This is a genomic window from Marinisporobacter balticus (genome assembly GCF_004345705.1).
In the GTDB taxonomy this organism is placed as follows: domain Bacteria; phylum Bacillota; class Clostridia; order Peptostreptococcales; family Thermotaleaceae; genus Marinisporobacter; species Marinisporobacter balticus.
The window spans coordinates 24,786-49,523 of the sequence record NZ_SLWV01000026.1; the positions used below are offsets into that span (position 1 = coordinate 24,786).

Consider the following 24,738-nt stretch of genomic DNA (forward strand, 5'->3'; position numbering starts at 1 on the left):
CGAGGCTCAACCGGAGTGTGTTGTGTAAAGAGTTATGAAAACTGCAAATATTATTTTAGAAGAACTTTGTGGGTTAATCGGTAAATATACAAGACTTAGCAGAGAGCAAATCAATATCCATGTTCCGTTTTTAGAAATGGGAGCAGATTCCATGATTTTGATTAGGGCTATCCGTGAAATTGAGAAAGTGTATGGTGTTAAAATTACCATACGGACATTGTATGAAGAATATAACAATCTAAGTGCTCTGGCGAAACACATTGTCAAACATTCTGCACAGAAAGTACACTGCGAAAGTGAAACGCATACGGTACCCATGCAAGAAAAGCCTGTTGTGAAAGAAATATCAAAAGAGCAGAAAAAACAGGTGCACCGTGAGGTAAAAGAGGCGCCTGTGAAGAAAGAGGAGAAAGCATCCTGGCAAACGGCTAAGCCGGAAGTGACCATGAGAGATTATTCCTTGGAGCAGCAGCAGCACTCGGAAGCTTTAATCAGGCGTTATAACCGTAAAACGTTAAAATCCAAGAGCCTTACACAAAAATATAGACCTGTTTTGGCAGACAGTAAGGCTACTGTGGGATTTAGAATGTCCGTCAAGGAAATGCTGTATCCAATTATCGGGGCTAAAACCGAAGGTGACAGACTATGGGATATCGACGGCAATGAATATATTGATATTACTATGGGCTTTGGTGTACATATGTTTGGGTATCGACCAGATTTTATAATGGATGCTCTCAAAGATTATGTAGACAATGGTGCACAGATGGGTCCCCGATCTTCCATGATAGGCGAAACTGCACAAATGATTTGCGACTTTACCGGATTTGAGCGTGTGGCATTTGCGAATACCGGAACGGAAGCAAATATGGCAGCGCTGCGTCTAGTAAGGGCTGCTACAGGCAAATCTCGAATAGCCATGTTCCGGCATTCATATCACGGACATTCCGATTATACGTTAGCAGAAGGGCAATTTGAGATGGACGACGGGACACTTATTTCTGTGACGCCCGGTATTCCCCAAAGTGTTCTTCCAGAAGTGTTGATTCTTGAATATGGAGAGCTAGAGTCACTAGATAAGATTATGGAGCATCGCCACGAATTGGCAGGTGTCATAGTAGAACCAGTCCAGAGCAGAAACCCATTGCTACAGCCCGTTGAATTTTTGCATAAGCTGCGGGAAATAACCTTGAAGCTAGATATTCCGCTGATTTTCGATGAAATGATAACAGGATTCCGTTGCCATCCTAGAGGCGCACAAGGCTTGTTTGGCATTCAAGCAGATATTACTACATACGGCAAGGCAATCGGGGGTGGACTACCCATTGGCGTAATTGCCGGAAAAGCAAAATATTTGGATGGAATTGACGGTGGGTTTTGGCAATATGGAGACCAGTCGTTCCCACAGGCGGAACGGACATTTTTTGGAGGAACTTTTTGCCAGCATCCAATGGTGATTCCTGTTGCCAATGCAGCATTGAAGTATATGAAGGCGCAGGGGCCTCAATTGCAGGAGAATTTGAATAAAAAGACGGATCGCATGGCCAAAACGTTAAATACATACTTTGAAGAAAACAAGATTCCCATTCGAATTGCTAATTTTGCATCGGTTTTCCGTTTTGAGATGATTGGAAATTTGGATCTTTTCTATTATCATATGATCGAAAGAGGCGTATATATCTGGGAATGGCGTCTTTGTTTCCTTACAACGGCTCATACAGAGGAAGATGTTGATTATATTATTCAGGCAGCCAAGGAAAGTGCCGAGGATTTGCGCAGAGGAGGCTTTTTACCTGAGGATACACCGGTTCCAAGGAATCTTGTCTACAGCCCCATGGAAGAAATTAAATTCCTAACCGAAGAACAGAAGCAGTTATGGGCGATTTCGCAAATCGGTATGAACGGAGAAGGTGCCAGTGCGTATAATGTTATTTTCAATTTACAGATAGATGGTGATCTCAACTATACAGTGATGAAGAATGCGCTACAAAAGGTAACTGACCGCTACGAGGTATTAAGAAGTACGATTGATGTGAAAAGGATTGTTCAAAAGATACATACGACTTTTAAAAGTGAGCTTCCGGTGGTGGATTTTACTTCCTACGAGGCAGCAAGGCAAAAAGAAGCAGTGGATCAGTGGATATTGGCGTATAATAAACAAGCTTTTGATCTTTCTGTAAAACCTGCTTTTGCGGCGGTTATTTTAAAGCTTTCCCCACAGAAGCATCTTCTGGTATTAAAAGCGCATCATATTTTTGTGGATGGAATTTCCTTAGGAATCATTTTGGAGGAAATAGCGGAGATATATTCGGCGGGTTGTGAAATCAGAACCCCTCAGTTATTTGAGAGTGTCAATGCTTTAGCCTTTGATGAACAAGAGGAAGAAAAAAGAAAGACCAATTTGAGCTATTGGATCAACAGGTTTTCAACGCCAGGTCCTGTTTGTAGCCTTCCGTATGATTATCAAAGACCCAAAAACAGGGTTCAGCGCGGTGCGGATAAGCAAATTATTTTGGAGGAATCACTCTATCGGAAATTGATTGCATTGGCATTGAAAAACAATGTTTCGCTTTATATGGTTTTGTTTTCTCTGTTTACTTCTTTTATGCAGCGGATTTCCAAAAGTGATGAAATTATCGTGGCAATGCCTACCTCAGGCAGATATACTGACGAATCGGAGAGGCTTATGGGTCACTATACATCGATTCTTCCCGTTAGCGCCGGGGTTGATGCTGAGAGTTCTTTTGAGGCGCATTTAAAGAAAACTGCGGCAGACCTTATGGAAGCTTTTGAATACCAGAATTTTTCTTTTCCTGAGCTGTGTAAAAGTATAAAGAGTCTTTGGCCAGAATTATTAAATGTCAATAAATTTCCTATTACGCCTATTTTGTTTAACTATGACAAAATGGGGCATATTCCTGATTTATCGGATGCAAAAACTTCTATTTACATGTCATCTGTAGTCAACTATGTTGATAAAGACCTATTTTTCAATTTTATAGAGACACAGAATCGATTGGTTCTTGATTGTCAATATAGTGCAGAGTTATTTACGACTGAGACTATAAACCGCATGTTGGACTCCTTCATTATTTATATGGAGGACGGAGTGGAAAATCCTCAAAAACAAATAAAAGAATTAGAAATAATAACCAAACAGGAAAAACAGAAGATTTTAGAAAACTTTAACCCGGCGATCATGCCGTATCTCCGTTCAAAAGGGGAAGAGAAAAGTACAGGAAGAAATATTGTGACGCAGTTATATGAACAGGCGGAGAAAACACCGGATAATACGGCGCTTATTTCGAATGATCGCGTGATTACCTATCGAGAATTTAACAAAAAAACGAATCAAATAGCACGAATGCTTTTAGACCACAGTGTAAAACGAGAAAGTGTCGTAGGCATTATAATGGAACATTCTTTTGAAATGATGTTAGGTCTTATAGGCATATTGAAGGCAGGCAGTGCCTATTTGCCGATTGATCCTGGTTATCCTGCGGATCGAATAGAGTACATGCTTAAAGATTGCGGTGTAGAAGTGTTGCTTGTGCAGAAGAAATTTGAAGATTTGGCAGGTATAAATGCTGCAAAACCGGTCAGGACGATTGTTTTAGACAGCACAGAAACTTTGCAGTATGACGATAATGACCTAGTAGTGGAGATTGACGGACATGATTTAGCCTATGTTATTTATACCTCCGGTTCGACAGGAAAGCCAAAGGGGGTCATGGTTGAGCATAGATCGTTATATAATATTATAGAATATTCACATGCACAATGTCCCACTTACGAAAATGATACCATTCTTTTAAAGGGAGCTTATTGCTTCGATGGTACGGCACTGGAGATATATAGCTGGTTTTTTGAGGGTGCGCGGCTTGCAATATTGGAACCGGGGGCAGAGAAAGATCCCCTGCGAATCTTGGAAGCTATCGAAAAATATAATGTAACTTACATTTTCTTGCCCACTTCTATGCTTAATGCATTTTTAGATGTAATAGAAGAACAGGACCTTCATGCTTTGAAGGACCTAAAATATACCATCGTGGGCGGAGCGGCATTAAGTGCTACAACAGTTGATAAATTCCATAAGCTTACAAATAAAACGCTTTTGGTGAATCAATACGGTCCAACAGAATCAACGGTGTATGCAACCGCCTATAAGTTGGACAGAAATAAAGTGCAGTGTAAGGTTCCAATCGGAACGCCTGCTGCCAATATGGGCGTGTATATTCTGGATAAGTCACAAAACCTTGTTTCTATCAATATTGCGGGTGAAATTTGCCTATCGGGAATAGGTTTGGCTAGGGGTTATATTAATAATCCGGAGCTTACGGCAGAAAAATTTGTATCCAATCCTTTTCTTTGTGGAGAAAGGATGTATAAAACCGGTGATATTGGGAAGTGGATGCCGGACGGTACAATAGCATACTTGGGCAGGAAGGATCGCCAGGTTAAGATAAGAGGCTTCCGGGTTGAACCTGGGGAGATCGAGGTCAGGATTTTACAGCATAGTGCAGTGAAAGAGGCGGCGGTAAAGGTGCTGGAAGATACAAACGGTATGAAATACCTGTGTGCGTATTTATCCGCAGAGGGGGAGATACCGGTAAACGAATTGCGGACATATCTATCCAGTGAGCTTCCTGAGTATATGATTCCCGCCCACTTTGTTTTTATAGAAACGATGCCAAAAACGATCAACGGTAAAATTGATATTGAGAAGCTTCCGGAGCCTTCAGACAAGATTTCCGATACGGTCGTTCCTTTGGAAGCATATACAGCTCCAGAAAGTGAGACAGAGCAAAAACTTGCAGGGACATGGCGGGATTTATTGGGGCATAAGAAGATCGGGGTACAGGAAAACTTTTTTGAAATTGGCGGTCATTCCATTAACGCAATAATGATGATGATGCGATTGCGGAAGGAATGCAACATCAATATTCCGCTAGAGGAGATATTCAACAACCCAAGTATTCGTGGACTGGCTCGTTATATTGAAAGTTTATCTGGCCACACGCAAAAAGATATAGTGCCGGCTGAAAAAGAAAACGTATCGTTCAGCTAGAAAAGAAGCTATACGTTAAATAAAACAGCGCTAGAAGGTCTTCAATATGCTTGTTAAGCGGCATGAACTATTTAGGATATCCTTTGATATGGCAGATGGGGCGCCTGTTTTAAACATTTGTCCTCATCTGCCGTTTAAATGGGTGATGGGAATATTAAACACTTGGAAAATAAACATTATACTAATAATGTATAAAAATGAGGGTTGATATGATGGATAATATACTAAAAAATAAAGTGGCGGTTGTCGGAATCGGCTGCCGCTTTCCCAGTGCAAAGAACTGGCGGGAATTCTGGGATCTATTAGCGAAGGGGAAATGTACGATAGGCGAATTACCGGCATCGCGGACGCAGTTGGATTTTCGGCATTCAAAAGATTCCGATAGAAGGTACAAGTGCGGTTATTTAGATAATATTGATATGTTTGACCCGCTTTTTTTCGGCATCACGCCCCGAGAGGCGGCACGAATGGATCCGCAGCATAGGTTACTCTTGGAGGTACTTTGGGAGGCCTTTGAGGATGCGGGAATAGCAGTAAAAGAACTTGCAGGAAGCGATACGGGTGTTTTTATCGGAACAGGGATTTCGTTTTCTCACTATTTCGAGCATCAATTTTCCGGAAATATGGCAGATATTTACTCAGTGTCGGGTGCACAACCATTTGCTGCGGCAAATCGTATTTCCTATATTTTTGATTTCCGAGGACCAAGTTTTGCGGTTGATTCTGCATGCTCTACATCAATGATTGCGATCAATGAGGCATACACACGGATTTGCAGCGGTGAATGCTCTGTTACGGTGGCGGGTGGTGCCAACTTATTGCTTTCCTCTGATTTTACAGATCTTTTTCAAAAGGCCCGTCTGATTGCTCCAGATGGCTTGTGCAAAGCTTTTGATGAAAATGCAGACGGATATGTCCGTGGTGAAGGAATAGGTGTAGTTATACTGAAATCTCTTGAAAAAGCGATAGAGGATGGCAATGACATCTGGACTGTTATTTCCGGTGCATCTTTCAACCACGGTGGACGAAATGGCAGAGGATTTACTTATCCGAATGCCGATGCGCAACGGGAACTCTTGAAGACTGCCTACAGAAATGCCGGTGTATTGCCAAGTGAAGTCCACTATATTGAAACACATGGAACAGGAACACCGGTGGGTGATAAGATTGAGTTGAATGGAATCAATGGCGTAGTATCTGAAGGTCGTAAAAGCGGAGATTACTGTATGGTCGGCACGGTAAAAACGAATATAGGCCATTTGGAAAGTGCTTCAGGTATTGCTGCATTTATTAAAACCTGTTTAATCATCAAGGAGAAACAAATTCCTCCAAGTTTGCACTTTAAGCAGTTCAGCAGAAATATCGATGTAGAAAACATGCCGATACGGGTACAAACCGAATTGAAAGCGTGGCCTGAGAACAAAAAGCTCATTGCGGGCATCAGCTCGTTTGGTCTTGGTGGTGCCAATCTGCACATGGTTTTGGAAAGTGTGGAGAATTTTGCAACAACACGGACTGTCAACAGTAAAAAGCGTATAGATACACAACAGCTTCAGGGCAGTATCTTTCCTGTTTCAGGACATAACTTAGATGCCCTAGCGGAAAATGTTGAAAATTATCTTTCTTTTATTGAAAAGAATCCGGAGATTGACTTCTATGATTTGTGCTACTCAGCGAGTGAACGGAAGGATCATTTGAGGCATCGTCTTGCGATTCTTTGCAGGGATAAAAAAGATTTAATGAATAAATTAAGCGAATGTATTTCTCAAAAGCAGAATAATACAGATGTTTTTTATGGCGAAAGCGTTAACGGAAAGTCGGCGAAGGTTGTATTTGTATTTTCGGACAGCCATGAAAAGTGGCTCAACAGCGATTTGCTGCAGTTATTTAAAATTCCTTTGTTTGTAGAGGTTTTGCAGCAAATGGATATGGTATATAATGGAATTACAGGAGTTTCCATCCTGGCTGTCGTAGCAGCGAATACTTTGGAAAGGATCTATTCAAATGCTATACTTTCCGATGTTTTATATTTTGCTTTTCAAGTATCCTTGTACAAGTTGTGGCAGAAAAATGGCGTGTCTCCTGGCGGACTATTAGGTTACGGACAGGGGGAGATAGCGGCGGCATATTTATCCGGGATGTTGGCGCTTGATACTGCTGTGCAGTTGGTTTACGATCGGGCAAAGCGTATGGATGCTGTTTTGACATCGGGGAAGATGTTTAATGTTATGGCCTCAGTGGAAGAAATAAAGGAATTTATTGATGCGTATCATAGCAATGTCTATATTGCAGCAGCAAATTCACCGACGGTATTGACCCTCTCCGGTGAAGTGGCACAGATGGAAAAGGTTGCAGAACAAATGGAAAGGAAAGGCTATTTCTTCAGAGAATTACCCGGAAAATGGGGGATGTATTGCCCTCTTATGGCGAGCAATCAAAAATCTTTTGCCGAAGTCCTTCGTGTGGAAATGGGTGAAGCAAAAATCCCGCTCTATTCAACTGCTATTGATTCTTCGGGAGTCTACCGGGAATATTCACCTGGGTATTGGGAGCAGCAGATTACAGGGAGGATTGATTTTGCAGGAAGAATTAGAGAACGGATTGAAGCGGGCAGTGATAAATTTATTGAGATTGGCGATGGGTCTTTGCTGAGCTTTTATATTTCCGATACGTGGGACCAGATGCATTTGGAGGACGTATGTCTAAGCCCAGCAGTAATTAGTTCGCTGAAAAAGAGCAGATCCTTGGAGGATAGTATAAAGGAGGGGATTGCAGAGCTATATGTTAGGGGATATCCGCTAAAATGGGAAAATATTTTTCAGAAAGGTACCTTTGTGAAATTACCCAATTATGCATGGCAACGGCAGTCTTACTGGATATAATTTAGAATGAGAGGATCGTGTAACAATGATAATAAAACTGAATTATAAACAAAAAATTTATTTTATTGAGTTTAAAAAAACATTGATGCTCTTTGGTCCGTTGCTAGCAGCGTTACTATCGCAAAAAGGCATGTCGCTGGTAGATGCGTTGTTTATGGGCTCTTTAGGTCCCGAGTCTTTAGCCGCAAGTTCTCTTGCGCATTCCCTGTATAGCTTTTTCGCTACGGTGGGGTTAGGTATTCTAAGTTCAGTGGGGGTACTGGTTGCACGGGCTTATGGAGAGAAAAACAGTTTGAAAGCAGGGATTGTTTTTTACAGCAGTGTGTGTATTACGGCTGTATTTTGTGTGCTGACAATTATAATTTTATGGTTTGCGCCCACTTTTTTGGTTTCTTTTGGGCAAGAACCCAGAGTTGTTGGGAAAACGATAGAATACATGCATACCGTTATTTGGGGATTGCCGGCACTAATGGCTTTCTTTGCTTTGCTGGAATTTTCATCTTCCTTGGAGCATCCGAGGATTGCCATGGTTTTTTCGTTCATTTCCATTCCTCTTGTGGCAATTGCCAATAATATTTTCGTATACGGAAGATTGGGCTTGCCAAAAATGGGGATCGTGGGCATTGGTCTTAGTACTGCTTTGGTACAATGGATGATTTGTATCGGTTTTTACCTATATGTTTTATGGCATAAAGATTTAAGGGAGTATATTAAATTTTCAGCTAAAACTTTTTTTTCAAAGGATGCTGCCAGAGAGATTATCAAGATAGGATTGCCAGCAGGGTTTATAAATCTGCTTGAAACCGGTATGATGTTTGCAGCAGCCCTGATGATGGGGAGATTTGGTACGACTACCTTAGCAGCGCATCAAATCATAATTGTTTCAACGACTATACTTTGTAGGTTTCCAATGGCTTTTGGCATTACCTCGGCGATCCGGGTGAGCCAAAAGGTTGGAATGAAGCGATATAAAAGCGTGCGCGCCACCCTCAAGGCAAACTTACTTTTAGGATCAGTGATGGGCATCATTTTGGGAATTGTTTTTGCTACGTTTTCCGTACAGATTGTCAATTTGTTTATAAGCCAAAGTGAAGCTTCTTATGGAGAAGTGTTGCGTCTGTCAAAAATTTACATATATATCGGTGCGGTTATACAATTGGTGGATTATCTTGTGAGTATTATTAACGGCAGCTTACGAGGTATGAAGGATACATTTGTTCCTATGTGGATTTGCTTGGTTTTGTACTGGGTTGTCGGTATTGGCGGAGGATATGTGTTAGCATTTATTTTCCATCTTGAAGGGCTGGGCGTATGGATCGGGCAGCTACTTGGTTTGGCAAGTACATGTTTAGTACTCTATATTCGGTTTAACAAGGTCTATGGAAGAATGTTGGCAGATGCTTTTGGATCAAAGTATACTTTACAGAAACAGAAAACAACAAACAGCAAACCTCAAGTATCATGAAAAAAAGGGAAGATGGGTTAAAGAACGGAAAAGTATATAACCAGACACAATCGCGATATACAATAGGATATTCATTATTTAGTGCGGTTTATACAAATCCAAAGAAGAGAGGTCGATGTAAGGAATGTATACTTTTCAAGCAAAGCAGGGAGGAATAAATAAAATTAAATTATTTTGCCTGCCGTATGCAGGTGGATCAGCTACGATTTACTGGCAATGGAAGAAGTATATGCATAGTTCCATACAAATTTGTCCTGTGGAAATGGCCGCCAGGGGGAGCCGCTTTTCGGAACCTTTTTATAAAGATATGGCTGCTGCGGTTGAGGACTTGTTAAGTCAAATAGTCGATAGTCTGGACGGCTCACAATATGCTTTTTTCGGACACAGCATGGGAAGTCTTATCGTCTATGAACTTGTTCATGCATTAAAGGCATTTGGATATGAAGAGCCCCAGCACATATTTTTTTCTGGTAGATACCCTCCGCATATTATAGATAATGAAAAGCTGCATCTGCTGCATGATGACGAATTTATGAAAGAAATTTTCAAGTATGGGGGATTTACACAACAAGATGTGCAAGAAAAAGAATTATTGGACTTTTTACTACCTATACTAAAAGAGGATTATAAATTGCTTAGTACCTATAATTATAAGCCGAAGGATAGTAAGTTTGGATGTGATATTACAATTTTAAACGGACTCCAGGATGATGCTGCAATGAAGTTCAATCCTGAGGAATGGAAGGATTATACAAATAAGAAATGTTTATTTTATACGTTTGAAGGGGGACATTTCTTTATAAAAGAAACCGCAAAAGAAGTTGTAGAAATAATAAATCATACTATAGGAAACACTTTTTAAATTTTTATGCTGTAAAGAGGTGGTGTGGGTATCTATTCATAAAACTGCTTAAGATGATTTTCTATTTGTAAATTATGCAAAAGGTCTTTCACATCATCCTATGCAGCAGTATTATAAAAATAGAAGGGAGAGAAAAAAATGAGTATTTGGAATGGAGTAAAACACAAAGAGATTTTTTAGTACTTTGAAGAAATTTCCGCTATTCCAAGGGGGTCAGGAAATGAGGATGAGATATTTTTCTATAATGAAATAAGAAGTTCTGTTATTAGTCTGAAGCTCAACATTTTCAACCAGGTCAGGACAATTGCCGGGAAACTTGGCGGAAGCGTAGAAGTCGATTCAGACTATCCTGAGTGGACCTATAATCCGCATTCAAAACTGAGGTCTGTTTGTTTTGAAGTATATAAAAGGATGTATGGTAAGGAAGCTGAAATATTAGCGATGCATGCCGGACTGGAATGCGGCGTTTTTATGAGTAAAATAAAGGAACTGGATGCTATTTCTCTTGCCCCGAATCTGTTCGATGTACATACTCCAGATGAACATTTAAGCATTTCTTCAGCCGAGAGGGTATGGGAGTTCCTGCTTGAGATACTTAAAGAGATGAAATATATGAATTGTACTAAGTAATTTACATTCTGAAGAATAACCTTTGTATGGTAAATACAGTAGTCAGGTTTATCATGTTGATAAACCTACGAACCGCCAAACGTATTTCATATAGTGACTTATATATTAATGTATCGGGTACAGAGGATAAGAGGTTATTTCGGATAGGGGTAGTACCAGCGAAGCTGTCACCAGGGGCAAAGTAGCTTACATAAAATGTAAAAATCTAAATTTATAACAAATTAGCCTTCTCCTTCATTTTTTCCTTAGAAGGATTCGTATAAAGCAAAGTTGTATGAATATTGCTATGACCTGCTTGATTAGCTACCTCATGGACTGAATATCCACTCTCCAAGGCATGAGTACACCAAAAGTGTCTTAGCTTATGGGGAGTTATTTTATTGCTGAATTTATTAAATACTTGATTGATCCTACTTCGATTTAATCTTTCGCTTTGCCTACTATTGAATAAATAGTTTCCATGCTCTACTCTCTCACTAAGATATGACTTTAAAGCATTTACTATTTTTTCACCAATATATACAAGCCTTTCTTTATCTCCTTTCCCACTTCTAATAATCATTTCTCTTGCTGTCAAATTTACATCTTCTATTTTTAAGTTCAAAGCTTCAGATATTCTAAGTCCTGAGTAAGTTAGTAGCGTAACGATGGCATAATCTCTTTTATATCCTTTCTCTAATATAGTTTGCCTAAAATTTTCTACATCCTTTTTACTAATATCCGTAGGACTAGCTCCGGTGGATTGGATCTTTATGTGATCTTTCTTTAAGACAACAATATTGTCTTGAATATTTGCATCTACCAAGAATTCATTAAATTTAATAAGCGCTGCTAGTTTAGCATTAATAGTTCTAGCAGAATCTGTCTTTATATTTTTCAAATAACTCTTATAATCTAAAACATTTTCCCTGTATAATTGCTGAAATCTCACTTCGAAGGATTCCATAAACCAATTTAAATAAAGATTCATATGCCTTAGATAACTTTTAATGGTGTTTTCACTTCTACCATCTTTCCTTAAATATTCTTCAAATGAATTTAACATAAATACCTCCCATAAATTATGTTTAACATAAAAACGCCCATTTCGATTAAATTATGTAGAACTTAATACCTAAATTATAGCATAATCCACCCTTTAGTTAAACATAAGTTATCTTATGTGGAGTATAATGATGTTTGTTCGTTTTTTGACAAAAACATATTTAATTCATAAATAAATTTCAGCTACCGTGTAGATATATTCTGAATTAGCAAATTTTTACAAAACAAGTCAAAAAATACCCGTTTACAAATTCACCCTTAAATTCGCTTAAGTTTATTGTAGCTTGACAGATTTTTCACAAAAGGGGGATTATTATGGAACTATATGCCTTAATCGAAGCGGCTCAAAAAGAAAATAAGGAATCTACTGCTAATATATTTTCTCATTTTCATCCAACCATAAAAAAACTTAGCAAAGGGCTTCATTATGAAGAAGCAGAAACAGATATGATTATACTTTTCTTAGAATTGATAAAGAACATAAATATTGAAAATTTTTACGATGCTGATGATAAACAAATTGCTAGTTTTATACATAAGTATTTAAGAAATAGATCATTAGATTTATTTAGAAAATATGAATTAAGACATACGCCTTGGATTGAAATGAATTATGACATATTAAGTGATGAAAACACACCAGATATAGAAAGTACAGTTTTTATATCTATGTTACTAAACGCTTTAATTCCACTTCAACGGCAAGTTATTCTTAGAAAGTTCATATATGGATTTTCAGACGCTGAAATAGCAAAGCAATTAGGCGTATCTAGACAAGCTATTAATAGAATTAAAAATAGAGCTTTAGATAATTTGAAAAAGATATTAATAAAAGATGGAGGTGAAATAGTTGGAAGAAAAGATAATAGAACTTGCCTCCAGTCAAGGTATATGGACAGTACTAACAGTAGCACTAATATTTTATATTCTCAAGAACCAAGAGAAAAGAGATCTGCGCCAAGAAGAACGAGAAGTAAAGTATCAAACCATTATATCTAATTTAACAGAAAATTTAAATATTATTGAAGATGTAAAAGAAGATGTAGAAGAAATAAAAAATTATGTGTTCAAAAAAGAAGCTTGAACACTTGAAATTCCATTGTTTTAGGAAATTTCAAAAAACTTTCTTGAAAAAAATTCAAATTACAGGTTTACATTTTGGGTACTAAATTCGCTTATATATAGTGAGAAGTAAATAACCGGTTAAAAATTCTCAAGATATATTTTTAAGGTGTGTGAGCAGGATGAAGATTATAGAAACAAACTTAACATTTAAAAAGGATGGCGCCAACGAAATCAATTCTGATTTCCGTTGCTTAAATGATCTTAAAAAAATGAATAAGACTTCTATGATCATTATTCATCATGCAGCACATAGTAGTGCGACTGTAGATGATGTACATAGGTGGCATAAAGAAGAAGGATTCCGTGGATTTGGTTATCACTTTTTAATAACAAAGGATGGACAAATCTACAGGGGCAGGCCTGAAAACACCATAGGAGCTCATTGTAAAGGCTACAATCAAAGTTCTTTAGGTATATGCCTACAAGGTAACTTTGAAGTAGAAAAAGTAAATAAGATCCAATTAGAAGCTCTTATACAACTATGCCAGTACCTATGTAACAAATACGGTATAAACACTATAAAAGGCCATAGGGAATTAAGATCAACAACGTGTCCTGGACAAAACTTTCCGTTAGTGGAGGTTAAAAATACAGTACTAAGTAACTTAGGTAGCGATCGTAACTTTGATACTTATACTGTGAAGGAAAGAGATACGCTATGGTCTATCGCAAAATCATTTAACATGTCAGTTGATAAACTGATGTAGTTGAATGAAATGTAAGATAGTTTAATTTATCAAAATCAAAGTATTAAAAATTATTTTAAAAATAAAAGGGGGATAATTTTATGCCAAGGAAAACAACTATAGATACTGTAGGACGTCAAGAAATTCACGCTTTTCTAAAAGAGCTTAAAAGAGCTCAAGACCAATCAGATTCAATTTCAAAAGGAATGACAATAATTGGAGGTGTTAGTTTACTCGTAGGATTTGTTAATCCAATTATTGGAACTGCTTTGGGTGCATTTTCTACATATCATAGCAATAAAATAAGTAATTTAGCAGGAATGTGTAGAGCCTACGAAAGACAATTTGAAACGTATAAAGACTATATACAAGATGGTATTTGTGAATCAATTACAATTACTATTGAATGGGAATCTGTTTCTGGTAACGGTTATAATGGATGGGTCCCTAGAAAACTTCCAACTGGACAAATAAACCAACATTAATATAAAACAATTATGTTAGTGTAAAACAAATAGTGTTTACCTAATGGTGAGCACTATTTGTTATTCTCATATTAACATCCCCCCAGTCTAAGGAGGGAATGAAAATCAAACAATATATTTGCACCTTATTGTATTATAAAATAGGGGATTTTTCCCCATATTATTGACTTGTTACTTTACATTGAGATTGTTTGAACTTTATATTAAAGTTCTGAGTATTACCCCTATTTTATTAGTAAATCCACTAGAGTTATAAAATTTTTTTTCCCGCTTTATTTATATATCCCCATTTACCATTGATTTTTACAGGAATTAGACCTTCTGAACAAAATTTTACTTCATCAAATTTTGCTTCTATAATTAATTTGCCTTTTTTATCAATAAATCCCCATTTATTATCAATTTTTACATTTGCGAATCCTTCTGAAAATACTCCTATTTTATCATACTTAGGTTTTATTATAAGCTTACCGTGTGTATCTATATATCCATATTTGCCATTTAATTTTACGCTGATATATTCTTCTGAAATATGACCTTTGAATTCATCAAACTGTGGTTCTAGAATAATTTTTCCATATTTATTTATCAATCCATATTTATTGTCTAATTTGATTCTTCCAATATCATTCCAAAATAAAATCTCATCATATTTAGGCGCTATGACTATTTTTCCTTTTTTATCTATATAGCCGTATTTGGAATCAATCATTACCTTTGCCGAGGTCTCATCAAAATTATTTATTTGGTCATATTTGGGTTCAATTATGATCTTACCTTTTTTATCTATATATCCCCACTTACACCCCCATTTATAGTTATAATATACTTGTGCAATTCCATCTTGGAAATTATGACCTTTAATAAACTTTGGTTCTATCACGATTTTTCCTGTATTATCTATATATCCTTCTTTATGCCCCAATTTATCCTTTATCCTTACTTTGGCAAGCCCTTCTGAAAAAACAAAATCAGAATCAAACTTTGGTTTTATAATCATGTTTCCTTTTTTATCGATGCATCCCCATTTACCATTGATTTTTACAGAAGCAAATTCTTCGTGAAAATCAATGATTTCATCGTATTTAGGCACTATAATCAATTTATCTTTTTTATCGATAACACCCCATTTACCATTGATTTTTACAGAAGCAAGCCCTTCATGAAATCCATAAGTGTTATCATATTTGGGCTCTACAATTATTTTTCCTGTTTTATTAATAAAACCCCATTTACCATTCATTTTTATTTTGCCAAATTCTTCACTAAAAAACATGTCCGCAGTACTATATATTAAGGGTATAATTAATTTTCCTTTCTTATCTATATATCCGTATTTTCCATTTAATTTTACTCTTGCAATATCCGTTTTAAAAAAACTTGCTATTTCATCATACATGGGTTCTACTATTAGTTTACCTTTTCTATCTATAAGTCCATATTTACCTTTTGATTTTACTTGTAAGTATTCTCCTGAGAAAAAAATTACTTCATCAAATTGAGGATCTAAAACTACTTTACCATTTTTATTTATTAATCCATATTTACCATCTATTTTAACGGCTGCAAGTCCATGCAAAAAAGTCTTAGCATCTTCATATTTATATTTATTGAATGTACTTTTATATATGGTTAAAATTATCAATATAGTCGTAATAAACCCTATTATTATATAATATTTTTTCCCATAATTCACAAGTTTCACCGTCCTTAATTTTGTATGGATTTTCTGTAGGTAGCTGTGGAGTATTCCCAACATCTCCATTGCTACCTAAATTATCTTCGTCTTGGTTATGACCTTACTCAATGCAATTCCCATGAGTGAATAAAACATATTCTGTGAGTTCTTCTATGCTGTTTTATCCATTACCCATTAGTTTAGCGAATAATCAATATCTAATTATATCACAAACCCATTCCAGTTATTAACATATTTTCAAATTTAAAAGGTATATTCATCCTGTCGGAAAAAGCCGAAAACATTATAAATACCAAACTATAATAGGCTAAGGGGAGATGCTTTGTGAAACGTAACTGGGAAGTGGATGAGTTAATCGAGTACTTTACTTTTTTACCCAATGAACATGCTTTACTAAGCAATAAGACAGGATCGACTCGATTAGGTTTTGCAATTTTATTTAAATTTTTTCAATATAAAGCCAGATTTCCAAACCATAAATATGAAATACCCAAGGATGTAATACATTATATATCTAAGCAGTTTAACCTTGATAGTAAACTCTTTGATGGCTATAACTGGAATGGTCGTTCAATTAAATATCATCGTGCTCAAATAAGAGAATACTTTGGATTTAAGGAATCTACAGTTGAAAATATGGAAGCTGTTACTTCTTGGCTTCAGCAGCACGTTCTCTATTATGATACTGAGTACGAACACGTAAAAGTAGAAGCATACAATCGTTTTCGGGAACTCCAGATCGAACCTCCTACAACTGACCGTTTTGATCGTTTGGTTAGATCTGCAATTCATGCCTATGAAAATCAATTCTTTCAGGAATCCTTCCAAAAGATACCCCAGCAATCATTATCTCAAATTGACTTACTAATAAATGATCTGACTAAGTATGAAGAATCTAATTTTGATAATTCAAAAGATGATACGCTTTCTTTTAGTCAATTAAGAGCAGACCCAGGACGCATTGGCCTTGAGAGTGTCTTTAAAGAAATTACTAAGCTAAAGACAATACAACAACTCAATCTACCACCAGATTTATTTAGGGGTATTCCACAAAAGATTATCAAAAAATATAAGCACAGAGCCGTTACAGAAGATATTCGAGAATTAAGAAGGCATCCTGAATCTATACGCTATACCCTTCTTGCTGCATTCTTTTATTTGAGAGGTCAAGAAATTACAGATAATCTCATTGAATTATTAACACAAATCATTCATCGGATAAGTGTAAGGGCTGAACGAAAAGTAGACAAAGAATTATTAAATGACTTTAAAAAAATTAATGGAAAAAACGGAATATTATTTAATATGGCTGAAGCTGTGCTGAATAATCCAGATGGAATTGTCAAGGATGTGCTATTCCCTGTTGTTAGTGAACAAACTTTAAAAGCGTTGATTAAAGAATTTAAAAACACCGGGGTAGCCTATCGAAAAAAAGTATATACTGTAATGCGCGGAAGTTACGGAAATCATTATAGAAGAATGGTACCTGGATTACTGAACACCTTAGAATTTTGTTCCAACAATGATGTGCATAAACCTGTTATACAAGCTCTAGAAATTATACAAACATATTCTTTTACAAACATACATTACTTTCCTAGTTCTGAATACATGCCTATTGATGGTGTTATACGTCCTGTACTGAGAGAAGCTGTAATCGAAAAAGATGATAATGGTGAAGAACGGATTAATCGAATAAACTATGAAATTGTTACATTGCAAGCTCTGCGGGATAAATTAAGATGCAAAGAAATATGGGTTAAGGGAGCTAATAAATATAGAAATCCTGACGAAGATCTTCCAACTGACTTTGAAGCGCGTAGAGAAGAAAATTATAAAGCATTGAAACAGCCATTAGATGCAGAATCATTTATATCAAGCTTAAAAAAATCCATGCACGAAGCCCTTAGTAAGTTAAACAATGGATTACCTAAGAACCCAAAGGTTAAAATTTCTGATAGAGCAGGGGGGCGAATAACAGTTTCTCCATTAGATGCGCAGCCAGAACCTCAAAATCTTTTTCGATTAAAATCAGAAGTTTCTCGCATATGGCCCATGACAAATCTACTGGATGTATTAAAAGAAACTGATTTAAGATTGTCTTTTACAGATCATTTCAAAACAATGGCTTCCAGAGAACAATTAGATCGATCAATTATCCAAAAACGACTGATTCTATCTCTTTATGGGTTAGGAACCAATACAGGCTTGAAACGTATCTCAACAGGGAATCATGGAGAAAATTATCAGGATCTTTTATACATTAGGCGTAAATTTATCAATAAAGATAATTTAAGAAATGCTACAGCTTCAGTAGTTAATGCCATACTTAAGTGTCGTATGCAGGAGATATGGGGTAATGGTACAACAACATGTGCTTCAGATTCAAAAAAATTTGGTGCTTGGGATCAAAATCTAATGACAGAGTGGCATATTCGTTATCGCGGCCGTGGTGTAATGATCTACTGGCACGTTGAAAAAAATTCTACATGCATCTATTCACAATTAAAAGCATGTTCATCTTCTGAAGTAGCGTCTATGTTAGATGGGTTATTAAAACATTGTACTGATATGGAAGTAGAAAAAAACTATGTAGATACTCATGGACAAAGTGAAGTAGCATTTGCATTCTGTAATCTCCTAGGATTTCAACTTATGCCTAGATTCAAATCTCTCCATTCAAAGAAACTATACAGACCCGACACAGGCATGCCAGAAGCCTATCAAAATTTACAACCTGTGCTAACAAAACCCATCAAATGGGATTTAATTCGGCAGCAATATGATCAGATGATCAAATATGCTACAGCGCTGCGTTTAGGTACTGCTGAAACGGAAGCTATTATGAAAAGATTTACAAGGAATAACTTAAAGCATCCTACATACCAAGCTTTGGCTGAATTAGGAAAAGCAGTGAAAACAATCTTTCTATGTGAATATCTACATTCTGAAGATCTAAGAAGAGAAATTCATGAAGGGCTCAATACAGTTGAAAACTGGAATAGTGCGAATTCATTCATTTTCTATGGTAAGGGTGGAGAAATATCAACAAATCGCATTGAGGACCAAGAAGTATCTGTACTTTGTTTACATCTACTTCAAAACTGCTTAGTATATATAAACACATTGATGCTCCAACAAGTATTATCACAAAAGAAGTGGTATAATATCATGGAAAAAGAAGATTTTAGAGCATTAACACCACTGATCTATTCACATATCAATCCATACGGTAATTTTGATTTAAATATGAATGATCGATTACCTTTGGATATATTGGCAAGCTAAGAAATAAAAATGGTCTCCGAAATATCTGGAGACCATTTTTACATTTTATGTAAGCTACTTTGCCCCTGGTGACAGCTTCGCTGGTACTACCCCGTATAGCCTGTGTAGATACTTCAGTAGCTATCTTTGAATTTAGGTTAGCACTCATTGCCACAAGTGTGTTTTTAGATACATCTAGTCCGGAAAATGCACATAGATAAAGAAATTCCCATGCTTGAATTTTCCCCTGCCTTTGAACAAAACCAACGTCTCTTGCGATTTTTTCTATTTCTTCTTTTGAGATTATTTTAAGTATTTCTTTAATCATTTGCTGCATGCTGCTTTTCATAGTATTTATATTTTTTAGGACTTTTGCTTTTGCCATTCTATGTCATTGCCTCCTTAGATACGTAAGTAGCATTAGTATACTATTTTTTGTCGAATGGGGGCAATGAATTTGTTATCTAGAACCTTAGCTTGATGGGTATGTGGCGATACCCCATATACAACAGAAGGAAATAAAGAAGAGCGTTTTGACGCAATAGCTGAAGCCTTAAAAGCACAGAATACAGTAAATCCAGATGAAATTATATATAAATGTGAAATTCATAATACATACGCGGGAGATAACTATTTTCCATTTGCATGGGATTGCATAAAAGGAAAGTGTAGGGTAACTCTTTTTAAAGTTTTAGATAATGTAGAGTTATATTCTACAAATCAAGATAAAACAATGGAAGACGTAATAAATATTATTAAGAAAAATAGAAAATCAGCTCGTTTAGAAAAAATACTGAAGGAAGAATTTAAAAATATAGATTTATCCTGGATTTCAGAAAAATGGACAAAATTACTTACAGGTCATACTGGTAAAGTAAATAATAATGAATCTATAAACAGAAGACATTTTGAAGTATGTGTTTTTTATGAAATGATGCAGGATTTAAAGTCTGGCGATCTTTGTATTAAGGGAAGTGATAAATATTCAGACTATAGGGAACAACTTATAAGCCTAGAAGAATACGATCAAGAAATCAAGACTTATGGTGAGCAGGTAGGTATTCCAATCACAGGCGTAGACTTCATTGAGCATGTTAAAACATTATTAAATACAGCAGCTAATAATACGTCTAAATCTTTTCCTTCTAACCAATATTTAAGGATACAAAAGGGCGAACCAATTTTAACCCGCTTAAAAAAGAAAGAGGAACCAAAAGATTTAAATTTAATAAAATCTTTACTGGAAGACAGAATGAAACAGGTTAGCATTCTCGATATTCTATATACCTCCCAGCAATGGTATAACTGGACAAAGTTCTTCGGACCCTTGTCTGGATTCGATTCCAAGTTAGATGATCCAGTTGAAAGATATTTAACAACAGTGTTTTGCTATGGGTGCAACTTAGGTCCTTCTCAAACAGCAAATTCTCTAGATACCATTACACGAAAGCAAGTTTCATACATAAATCAATGGCATATAAGTAGCGATAAGATAGATAATACAACAAATCATATCATCAATCTATATAAAAAATTTTCTATTTTGAAATATTGGGGAACAGGAGAAAGAGTGGCTGCTGACGGAACAATATGGGAAATATTTGAACGAAATATATTATCAGAACGACATATCCGATATGGAGTAAACGGTGCCATTGGTTATTATCATATATCTGATTTGTATATAGCTCTTTTTAGTAAGTTTATACCTTGTGGAGTGTGGGAAGGCGTATATATTCTAGATTTGTTGATGAATGAGAATGTGGATATAAACCCTCACATTATTCATTCAGATACTCAGGGACAAAATGAAACTATCTTTGGTTTATGTTTTTTACTAGGAATAGAACTCATGCCACGTATACGTAATTGGAAACATCTAAAGTCTTATAAACCTGATAAAACAAACACTTATGAAAACATCGACGACCTTTTTACAGAAAACATTGATTGGGAGTTAATTAAAACATATCTTCCAGACATGCTCAGAGTTGCACTTTCAATAAAAATGGGAAGAATCACCCCTTCTACCATACTCCGTAAGCTTGGTAGTTACAGTAGGAAAAACAAGTTATATCAAGCATTTAGTGAGCTCGGAAAAGCTGTAAGGACTGGATTCCTTTTAAGGTATATATCAGATATTGATTTAAGAAGAATTATTCAAGGATGTACAAATAAGAATGAATCTTTTAATGGATTTACGAAGTGGATAAATTTCGGTAATAATGGAGTTATTGGATCAAATAACCGTGAAGTCCAGAGAAAAATGATAAAGTATAATCATTTAGTTGCAAATACTATTATATTTTATAATGTTTATCATATGTCAGCCATTCTACAAGATCTTTCATCAGAAGGTTATGATATAAATGAGGATATTATATCGTCATTAGCGCCGTATATGACGAGTCATATTAATAGATTTGGAAAGTATAGTATTGATAAGAATATAAAAATCCCAGAATTGAAATTTTATATAGAAGTTTAGAAAAACTTAGTTTATTCATGTGTACTTTTCTTACCCATAGAGACTTTAGTTATGTTAAAAAACCATAGTAAATGTAAAATTTTTACTCCTACTATAGTTTTTTACACGAATCGTGGCCATACCCCTGCTACACCCATTTTGTAGCCTTTGTTGTTAGTTAGGGTTGTTTTCTGTATATTATACTCTGTACCCGATAAACCTGGTAAATGAGTTTCTGCTTTAGCTGATACAATTTTAGCTTCTGCAGTTGTTTCATCGTATTCAAAATAAGCTTCTATTTTTGATGTCCATATTTTAGGATTTGGCCACATAGTACTTTTCATAACATATTGTCTTGTAGCCCATTTGTGATCAGGTAAACTTGAACTTTTAAATAATCTAACACTACCAACAAAAGTTTCAGTTAGTTCACTTTCTAAAAAAAAGTCTTTATTAATTTTTATTTTTTGAATTCCTTTTTTTGTTCTATCAATTTGCTTTACAGCTCTTTCCATTTCTTCTGGTGTTACTTTTGACAGTTTCAATTTCACTTCTTCAACTTGACTTTTAGATAATTCAATGGCTTCATTATCTGCTGCAAAAGCCATTGAGTTCATGCTAAATATCATACAAAAAATCATTAAAATTGTTGCAAATTTTTTCATAAAAAAAAACCCTTCTGTATTCTGATTTTGTTTTTTTGACATATCTTGGTAATTTTAACATATTAAACGAGTGAAAAGAGTAGAAATTTGTAATCTGAAAAAATAAATTTACTCCCTTGGGCTCATGCCGAGTGCCGTCGGAGACAAATACAGTTTATAGGTATCTCGGCGGTACCCCTTTAAAAGAGGCTTGTGGGTGAAGGCGTAGACGAAGGCAACGCCCTTTCTCGCCCTTTCTTTTTCTTTTCACTCTCTATGTAGATTTAACTATTAAAATCAAAACAAAGTATCTCTAAAAAAGAGTTACTGGAAAGTTTTTAAACAATGGTTTTGAATTAATAAATAAAGCATATGTACGAGCTTTTACTCCTTCTTGTCTATGGCCATTAGCTCTAACAATAACACCTTTGTCAACTAAGCCTCTAACAATTCGACTAACAGTTGAAGAACTTGTCCCTAATCTTTCTTGGCGTAGAACCAGCAAAGCTGCTATAAGTGCAAAGTTGAATTGAAATTATTGAAATTGCTTGCTTATAGTCCGACAACTCATTTAGCATTATATATTTATAGACTTTGATTTTAATATGAGTTTTAGGATTGTTTTTCAAACTTTTTGATCTTAGAATGCTGATATTTACTATAGTCTATAAAACGCACGTTTATGGTACCTTTAAAAAGAATACAACAAGAACATTTCTACTCTTGTTGTGAACAATTTAAGAATTATGTTTACTTGAATTTGCTTTTTCAAAATCAAAAATTTGTTTTATTATTATTATCTATTTATGGTTGTCTTTTTTGTATATGCCCATCTTATTGACTTTTCGTAGATTAACTAATTATAATACTTCATTTATTTGAGAATTTACATAATTGGTTTTCAAAGTTTTTTTCTACACTGTGAAGGAAAACATAAATTACAAATCCAAATAACGAACCAGCAACACAAGATAGGATTATTTCAGTTACGCTAAATCCTAATATTAATGTTGCAGTATAAAGAATATAGATACTTAAAGGTAAAAATAAAATTGCAGTTATAATACCTGGAACATAATGTTTAAATTTTAAGGTCAAATTAAAATGAGCTGTAATAAAGTGAGCTGTAGTGGCAAAGAAAAGCCCATACCAAATATAATAGCTATTAAAAATGATTGAAAACAAGGCAGCAAACGAAAAAATGAGAAATAGGATTGCTACTCCAATTGAGAAAGAATCTGTACTTTTAAAATCTGCAAATGGTTTCTTTTTCATTGTGCAAGTGTCAAGGTAATGCTTATACTTTTCCCTCCAAGCTGAAATAAATATAATTTCTTCAAAGTCGTGGGTCATAAAGATAATAGGAAATAGCCAAACAATAACATTCATACTATTCATATAAATCAACTCCTTAAATTAATTTTAGTATTTAGTCACACATGAGAATCTAATGCACACATGTGACATGTAACTTTAAATATAGTATAATACATTTATAAATAATATCAATACGATTTAGATAAGTGCTACATATAAAAGAAATTGTGACACTTTAGGAGGGATACTTTGAAACAAAAAACAAATCGAATTGCTGAACAATCTAAGAAATGGTTAATTGAAGCCCTATTTGATTTAATGAAAGAAAAACCATACTCTATTATTACAGTTAAAGAAATAGCCGATAAAGCACAGTTATCAAGAAGAACATTTTATCGCAATTTTAAAGTTAAAGAAGATCTACTATCTAAATATACTTATTATTTATTCGAAGACTATATAAAATCTATAAAAGAAAATACTGATTTCTCTTTTAATAGCACACTTATTCATTATTTTGAATTTTGGAATAAACATATTAAGGAATTAGAATTACTTAAACAAAATAATTTATTTTACTTGATCATGGAACAAATAAATTCATTTATACCTGATATAAATAAATTTTCAGAAGTTCAATGGCACGATTACGATAACCATATTGAAGAAGAATATATAGGCCTTTATAACATAGGTGGTCTTTGGAATGTATTATCTAAATGGATAGACAATAAAGAAAGAGAATCCCCTAAAGAAATGGCTCAAGCAATTATAAAAGCAATTAGTAATTTTTCAAAATCAATTTAGGACATTGCTTTATATAACAAGGCTTATGTAAAAATAGCAAAAGGCAGATAAAATTATCTGTCTCAATCTGCTGACAAAATCTTTCATAATTAAATTTTTACTGATGAGCTAGCTAGATTAGCAAATTAATCTCGCTAGCTATAAATCTTATCCGCCTAATAAAAACTACATGCGCATTATTACAAATACTATTTATATCCCCTGGTCTGCTCCACTTCATTTCTGAAATTCTTGATATTTCAGCATATTCAACATGATGCATACATACACCGACTTTAAATCGTACCGTA

General features: G+C 35.2%; 17 protein-coding genes and 1 pseudogene. 13 read left to right on the forward strand and 5 right to left on the reverse strand.

What is annotated here, in order from left to right; genetic code table 11:
• The first annotated feature begins 34 nt into the window (after positions 1 to 34).
• From EV214_RS14715 to EV214_RS19190, 6 genes are all read left to right on the forward strand, one after another.
• Positions 35 to 5,068, forward strand: coding sequence for a non-ribosomal peptide synthetase (locus EV214_RS14715; protein WP_132247097.1), 5,034 nt, complete (start codon positions 35 to 37; stop codon positions 5,066 to 5,068).
• 46 nt (positions 5,069 to 5,114) lie between these two features.
• The gene (locus EV214_RS18815; RefSeq protein WP_165916396.1) at positions 5,115 to 5,276 is read left to right on the forward strand and encodes a hypothetical protein; all 162 of its coding nucleotides are present in this window, start codon (positions 5,115 to 5,117) and stop codon (positions 5,274 to 5,276) included.
• A 1-nt stretch (position 5,277) separates the two neighbouring features.
• On the forward strand, positions 5,278 to 7,950 hold the full coding sequence (locus EV214_RS14720) for a type I polyketide synthase (protein WP_165916397.1): 2,673 nt from the start codon (positions 5,278 to 5,280) through the stop codon (positions 7,948 to 7,950).
• A gap of 25 nt (positions 7,951 to 7,975) precedes the next feature.
• Positions 7,976 to 9,415 carry an MATE family efflux transporter gene (locus EV214_RS14725; RefSeq protein WP_132247101.1) on the forward strand — a complete coding sequence of 480 codons (1,440 nt, stop codon included), beginning with the start codon at positions 7,976 to 7,978 and terminating at the stop codon, positions 9,413 to 9,415.
• Positions 9,416 to 9,539: 124 nt separating this feature from the next.
• Positions 9,540 to 10,277: a thioesterase II family protein gene (locus EV214_RS14730; protein ID WP_132247103.1), complete on the forward strand. Its 738-nt coding sequence runs from the start codon at positions 9,540 to 9,542 to the stop codon at positions 10,275 to 10,277.
• Positions 10,278 to 10,688: 411 nt separating this feature from the next.
• Positions 10,689 to 10,907: a hypothetical protein gene (locus tag EV214_RS19190; RefSeq protein ID WP_330571320.1), complete on the forward strand. Its 219-nt coding sequence runs from the start codon at positions 10,689 to 10,691 to the stop codon at positions 10,905 to 10,907.
• Between the two features lie 211 nt (positions 10,908 to 11,118).
• Here the strand turns inward: EV214_RS19190 and EV214_RS14740 are convergent, their stop codons facing one another.
• Positions 11,119 to 11,952 (reverse strand): tyrosine-type recombinase/integrase, encoded by an 834-nt coding sequence (locus tag EV214_RS14740; RefSeq protein WP_132247107.1) that lies wholly within the window; start codon positions 11,950 to 11,952, stop codon positions 11,119 to 11,121.
• 314 nt (positions 11,953 to 12,266) lie between these two features.
• Here EV214_RS14740 and EV214_RS14745 point away from each other — a divergent pair.
• The 4 genes and pseudogenes from EV214_RS14745 to EV214_RS14760 all read left to right on the forward strand — a co-directional run.
• Positions 12,267 to 12,767, forward strand: a pseudogene (locus tag EV214_RS14745) (RNA polymerase sigma factor); the annotation flags it as partial.
• Between the two features lie 34 nt (positions 12,768 to 12,801).
• The gene (locus tag EV214_RS19565; RefSeq protein WP_132247111.1) at positions 12,802 to 13,035 is read left to right on the forward strand and encodes a BhlA/UviB family holin-like peptide; all 234 of its coding nucleotides are present in this window, start codon (positions 12,802 to 12,804) and stop codon (positions 13,033 to 13,035) included.
• Between the two features lie 160 nt (positions 13,036 to 13,195).
• Positions 13,196 to 13,783 carry an N-acetylmuramoyl-L-alanine amidase gene (locus EV214_RS14755; RefSeq protein WP_243116683.1) on the forward strand — a complete coding sequence of 196 codons (588 nt, stop codon included), beginning with the start codon at positions 13,196 to 13,198 and terminating at the stop codon, positions 13,781 to 13,783.
• An 80-nt stretch (positions 13,784 to 13,863) separates the two neighbouring features.
• A complete protein-coding gene (locus tag EV214_RS14760) occupies positions 13,864 to 14,247 on the forward strand; it encodes a hypothetical protein (RefSeq protein ID WP_132247113.1) in 384 nt (127 codons plus the stop codon).
• Between the two features lie 250 nt (positions 14,248 to 14,497).
• Here EV214_RS14760 and EV214_RS14765 read toward each other — a convergent pair whose 3' ends face one another.
• Positions 14,498 to 15,943 (reverse strand): WG repeat-containing protein, encoded by a 1,446-nt coding sequence (locus EV214_RS14765; RefSeq protein WP_165916398.1) that lies wholly within the window; start codon positions 15,941 to 15,943, stop codon positions 14,498 to 14,500.
• Between the two features lie 327 nt (positions 15,944 to 16,270).
• Here EV214_RS14765 and EV214_RS14770 point away from each other — a divergent pair, with 327 nt between their 5' ends.
• Complete coding sequence (locus tag EV214_RS14770; RefSeq protein ID WP_132247117.1) at positions 16,271 to 19,234, forward strand: Tn3 family transposase; 2,964 nt, start codon at positions 16,271 to 16,273, stop codon at positions 19,232 to 19,234.
• On the opposite strand, the gene EV214_RS14775 is transcribed toward EV214_RS14770, so the two are convergent.
• On the reverse strand, positions 19,167 to 19,598 hold the full coding sequence (locus tag EV214_RS14775; protein ID WP_132247119.1) for a hypothetical protein: 432 nt from the start codon (positions 19,596 to 19,598) through the stop codon (positions 19,167 to 19,169). The two genes, EV214_RS14770 and EV214_RS14775, sit on opposite strands and share 68 nt — an antisense overlap.
• 348 nt (positions 19,599 to 19,946) lie before the next feature.
• On the opposite strand from EV214_RS14775, the gene EV214_RS14780 reads away from it, so the two are divergent.
• Entirely contained in the window at positions 19,947 to 21,701 is a 1,755-nt protein-coding gene (locus tag EV214_RS14780; RefSeq protein WP_132247121.1) for a Tn3 family transposase, read from the forward strand.
• A 101-nt stretch (positions 21,702 to 21,802) separates the two neighbouring features.
• Here EV214_RS14780 and EV214_RS14785 read toward each other — a convergent pair whose 3' ends face one another.
• Together EV214_RS14785 and EV214_RS14795 are read right to left on the reverse strand one after the other, a co-directional pair.
• The gene (locus EV214_RS14785) at positions 21,803 to 22,345 is read right to left on the reverse strand and encodes a hypothetical protein (RefSeq protein ID WP_132247123.1); all 543 of its coding nucleotides are present in this window, start codon (positions 22,343 to 22,345) and stop codon (positions 21,803 to 21,805) included.
• Between the two features lie 849 nt (positions 22,346 to 23,194).
• On the reverse strand, positions 23,195 to 23,722 hold the full coding sequence (locus EV214_RS14795; RefSeq protein WP_132247125.1) for an HXXEE domain-containing protein: 528 nt from the start codon (positions 23,720 to 23,722) through the stop codon (positions 23,195 to 23,197).
• A 168-nt stretch (positions 23,723 to 23,890) separates the two neighbouring features.
• Here EV214_RS14795 and EV214_RS14800 point away from each other — a divergent pair, with 168 nt between their 5' ends.
• Complete coding sequence (locus tag EV214_RS14800) at positions 23,891 to 24,448, forward strand: TetR/AcrR family transcriptional regulator (protein ID WP_132247127.1); 558 nt, start codon at positions 23,891 to 23,893, stop codon at positions 24,446 to 24,448.
• The last annotated feature ends 290 nt before the right edge of the window (positions 24,449 to 24,738 follow it).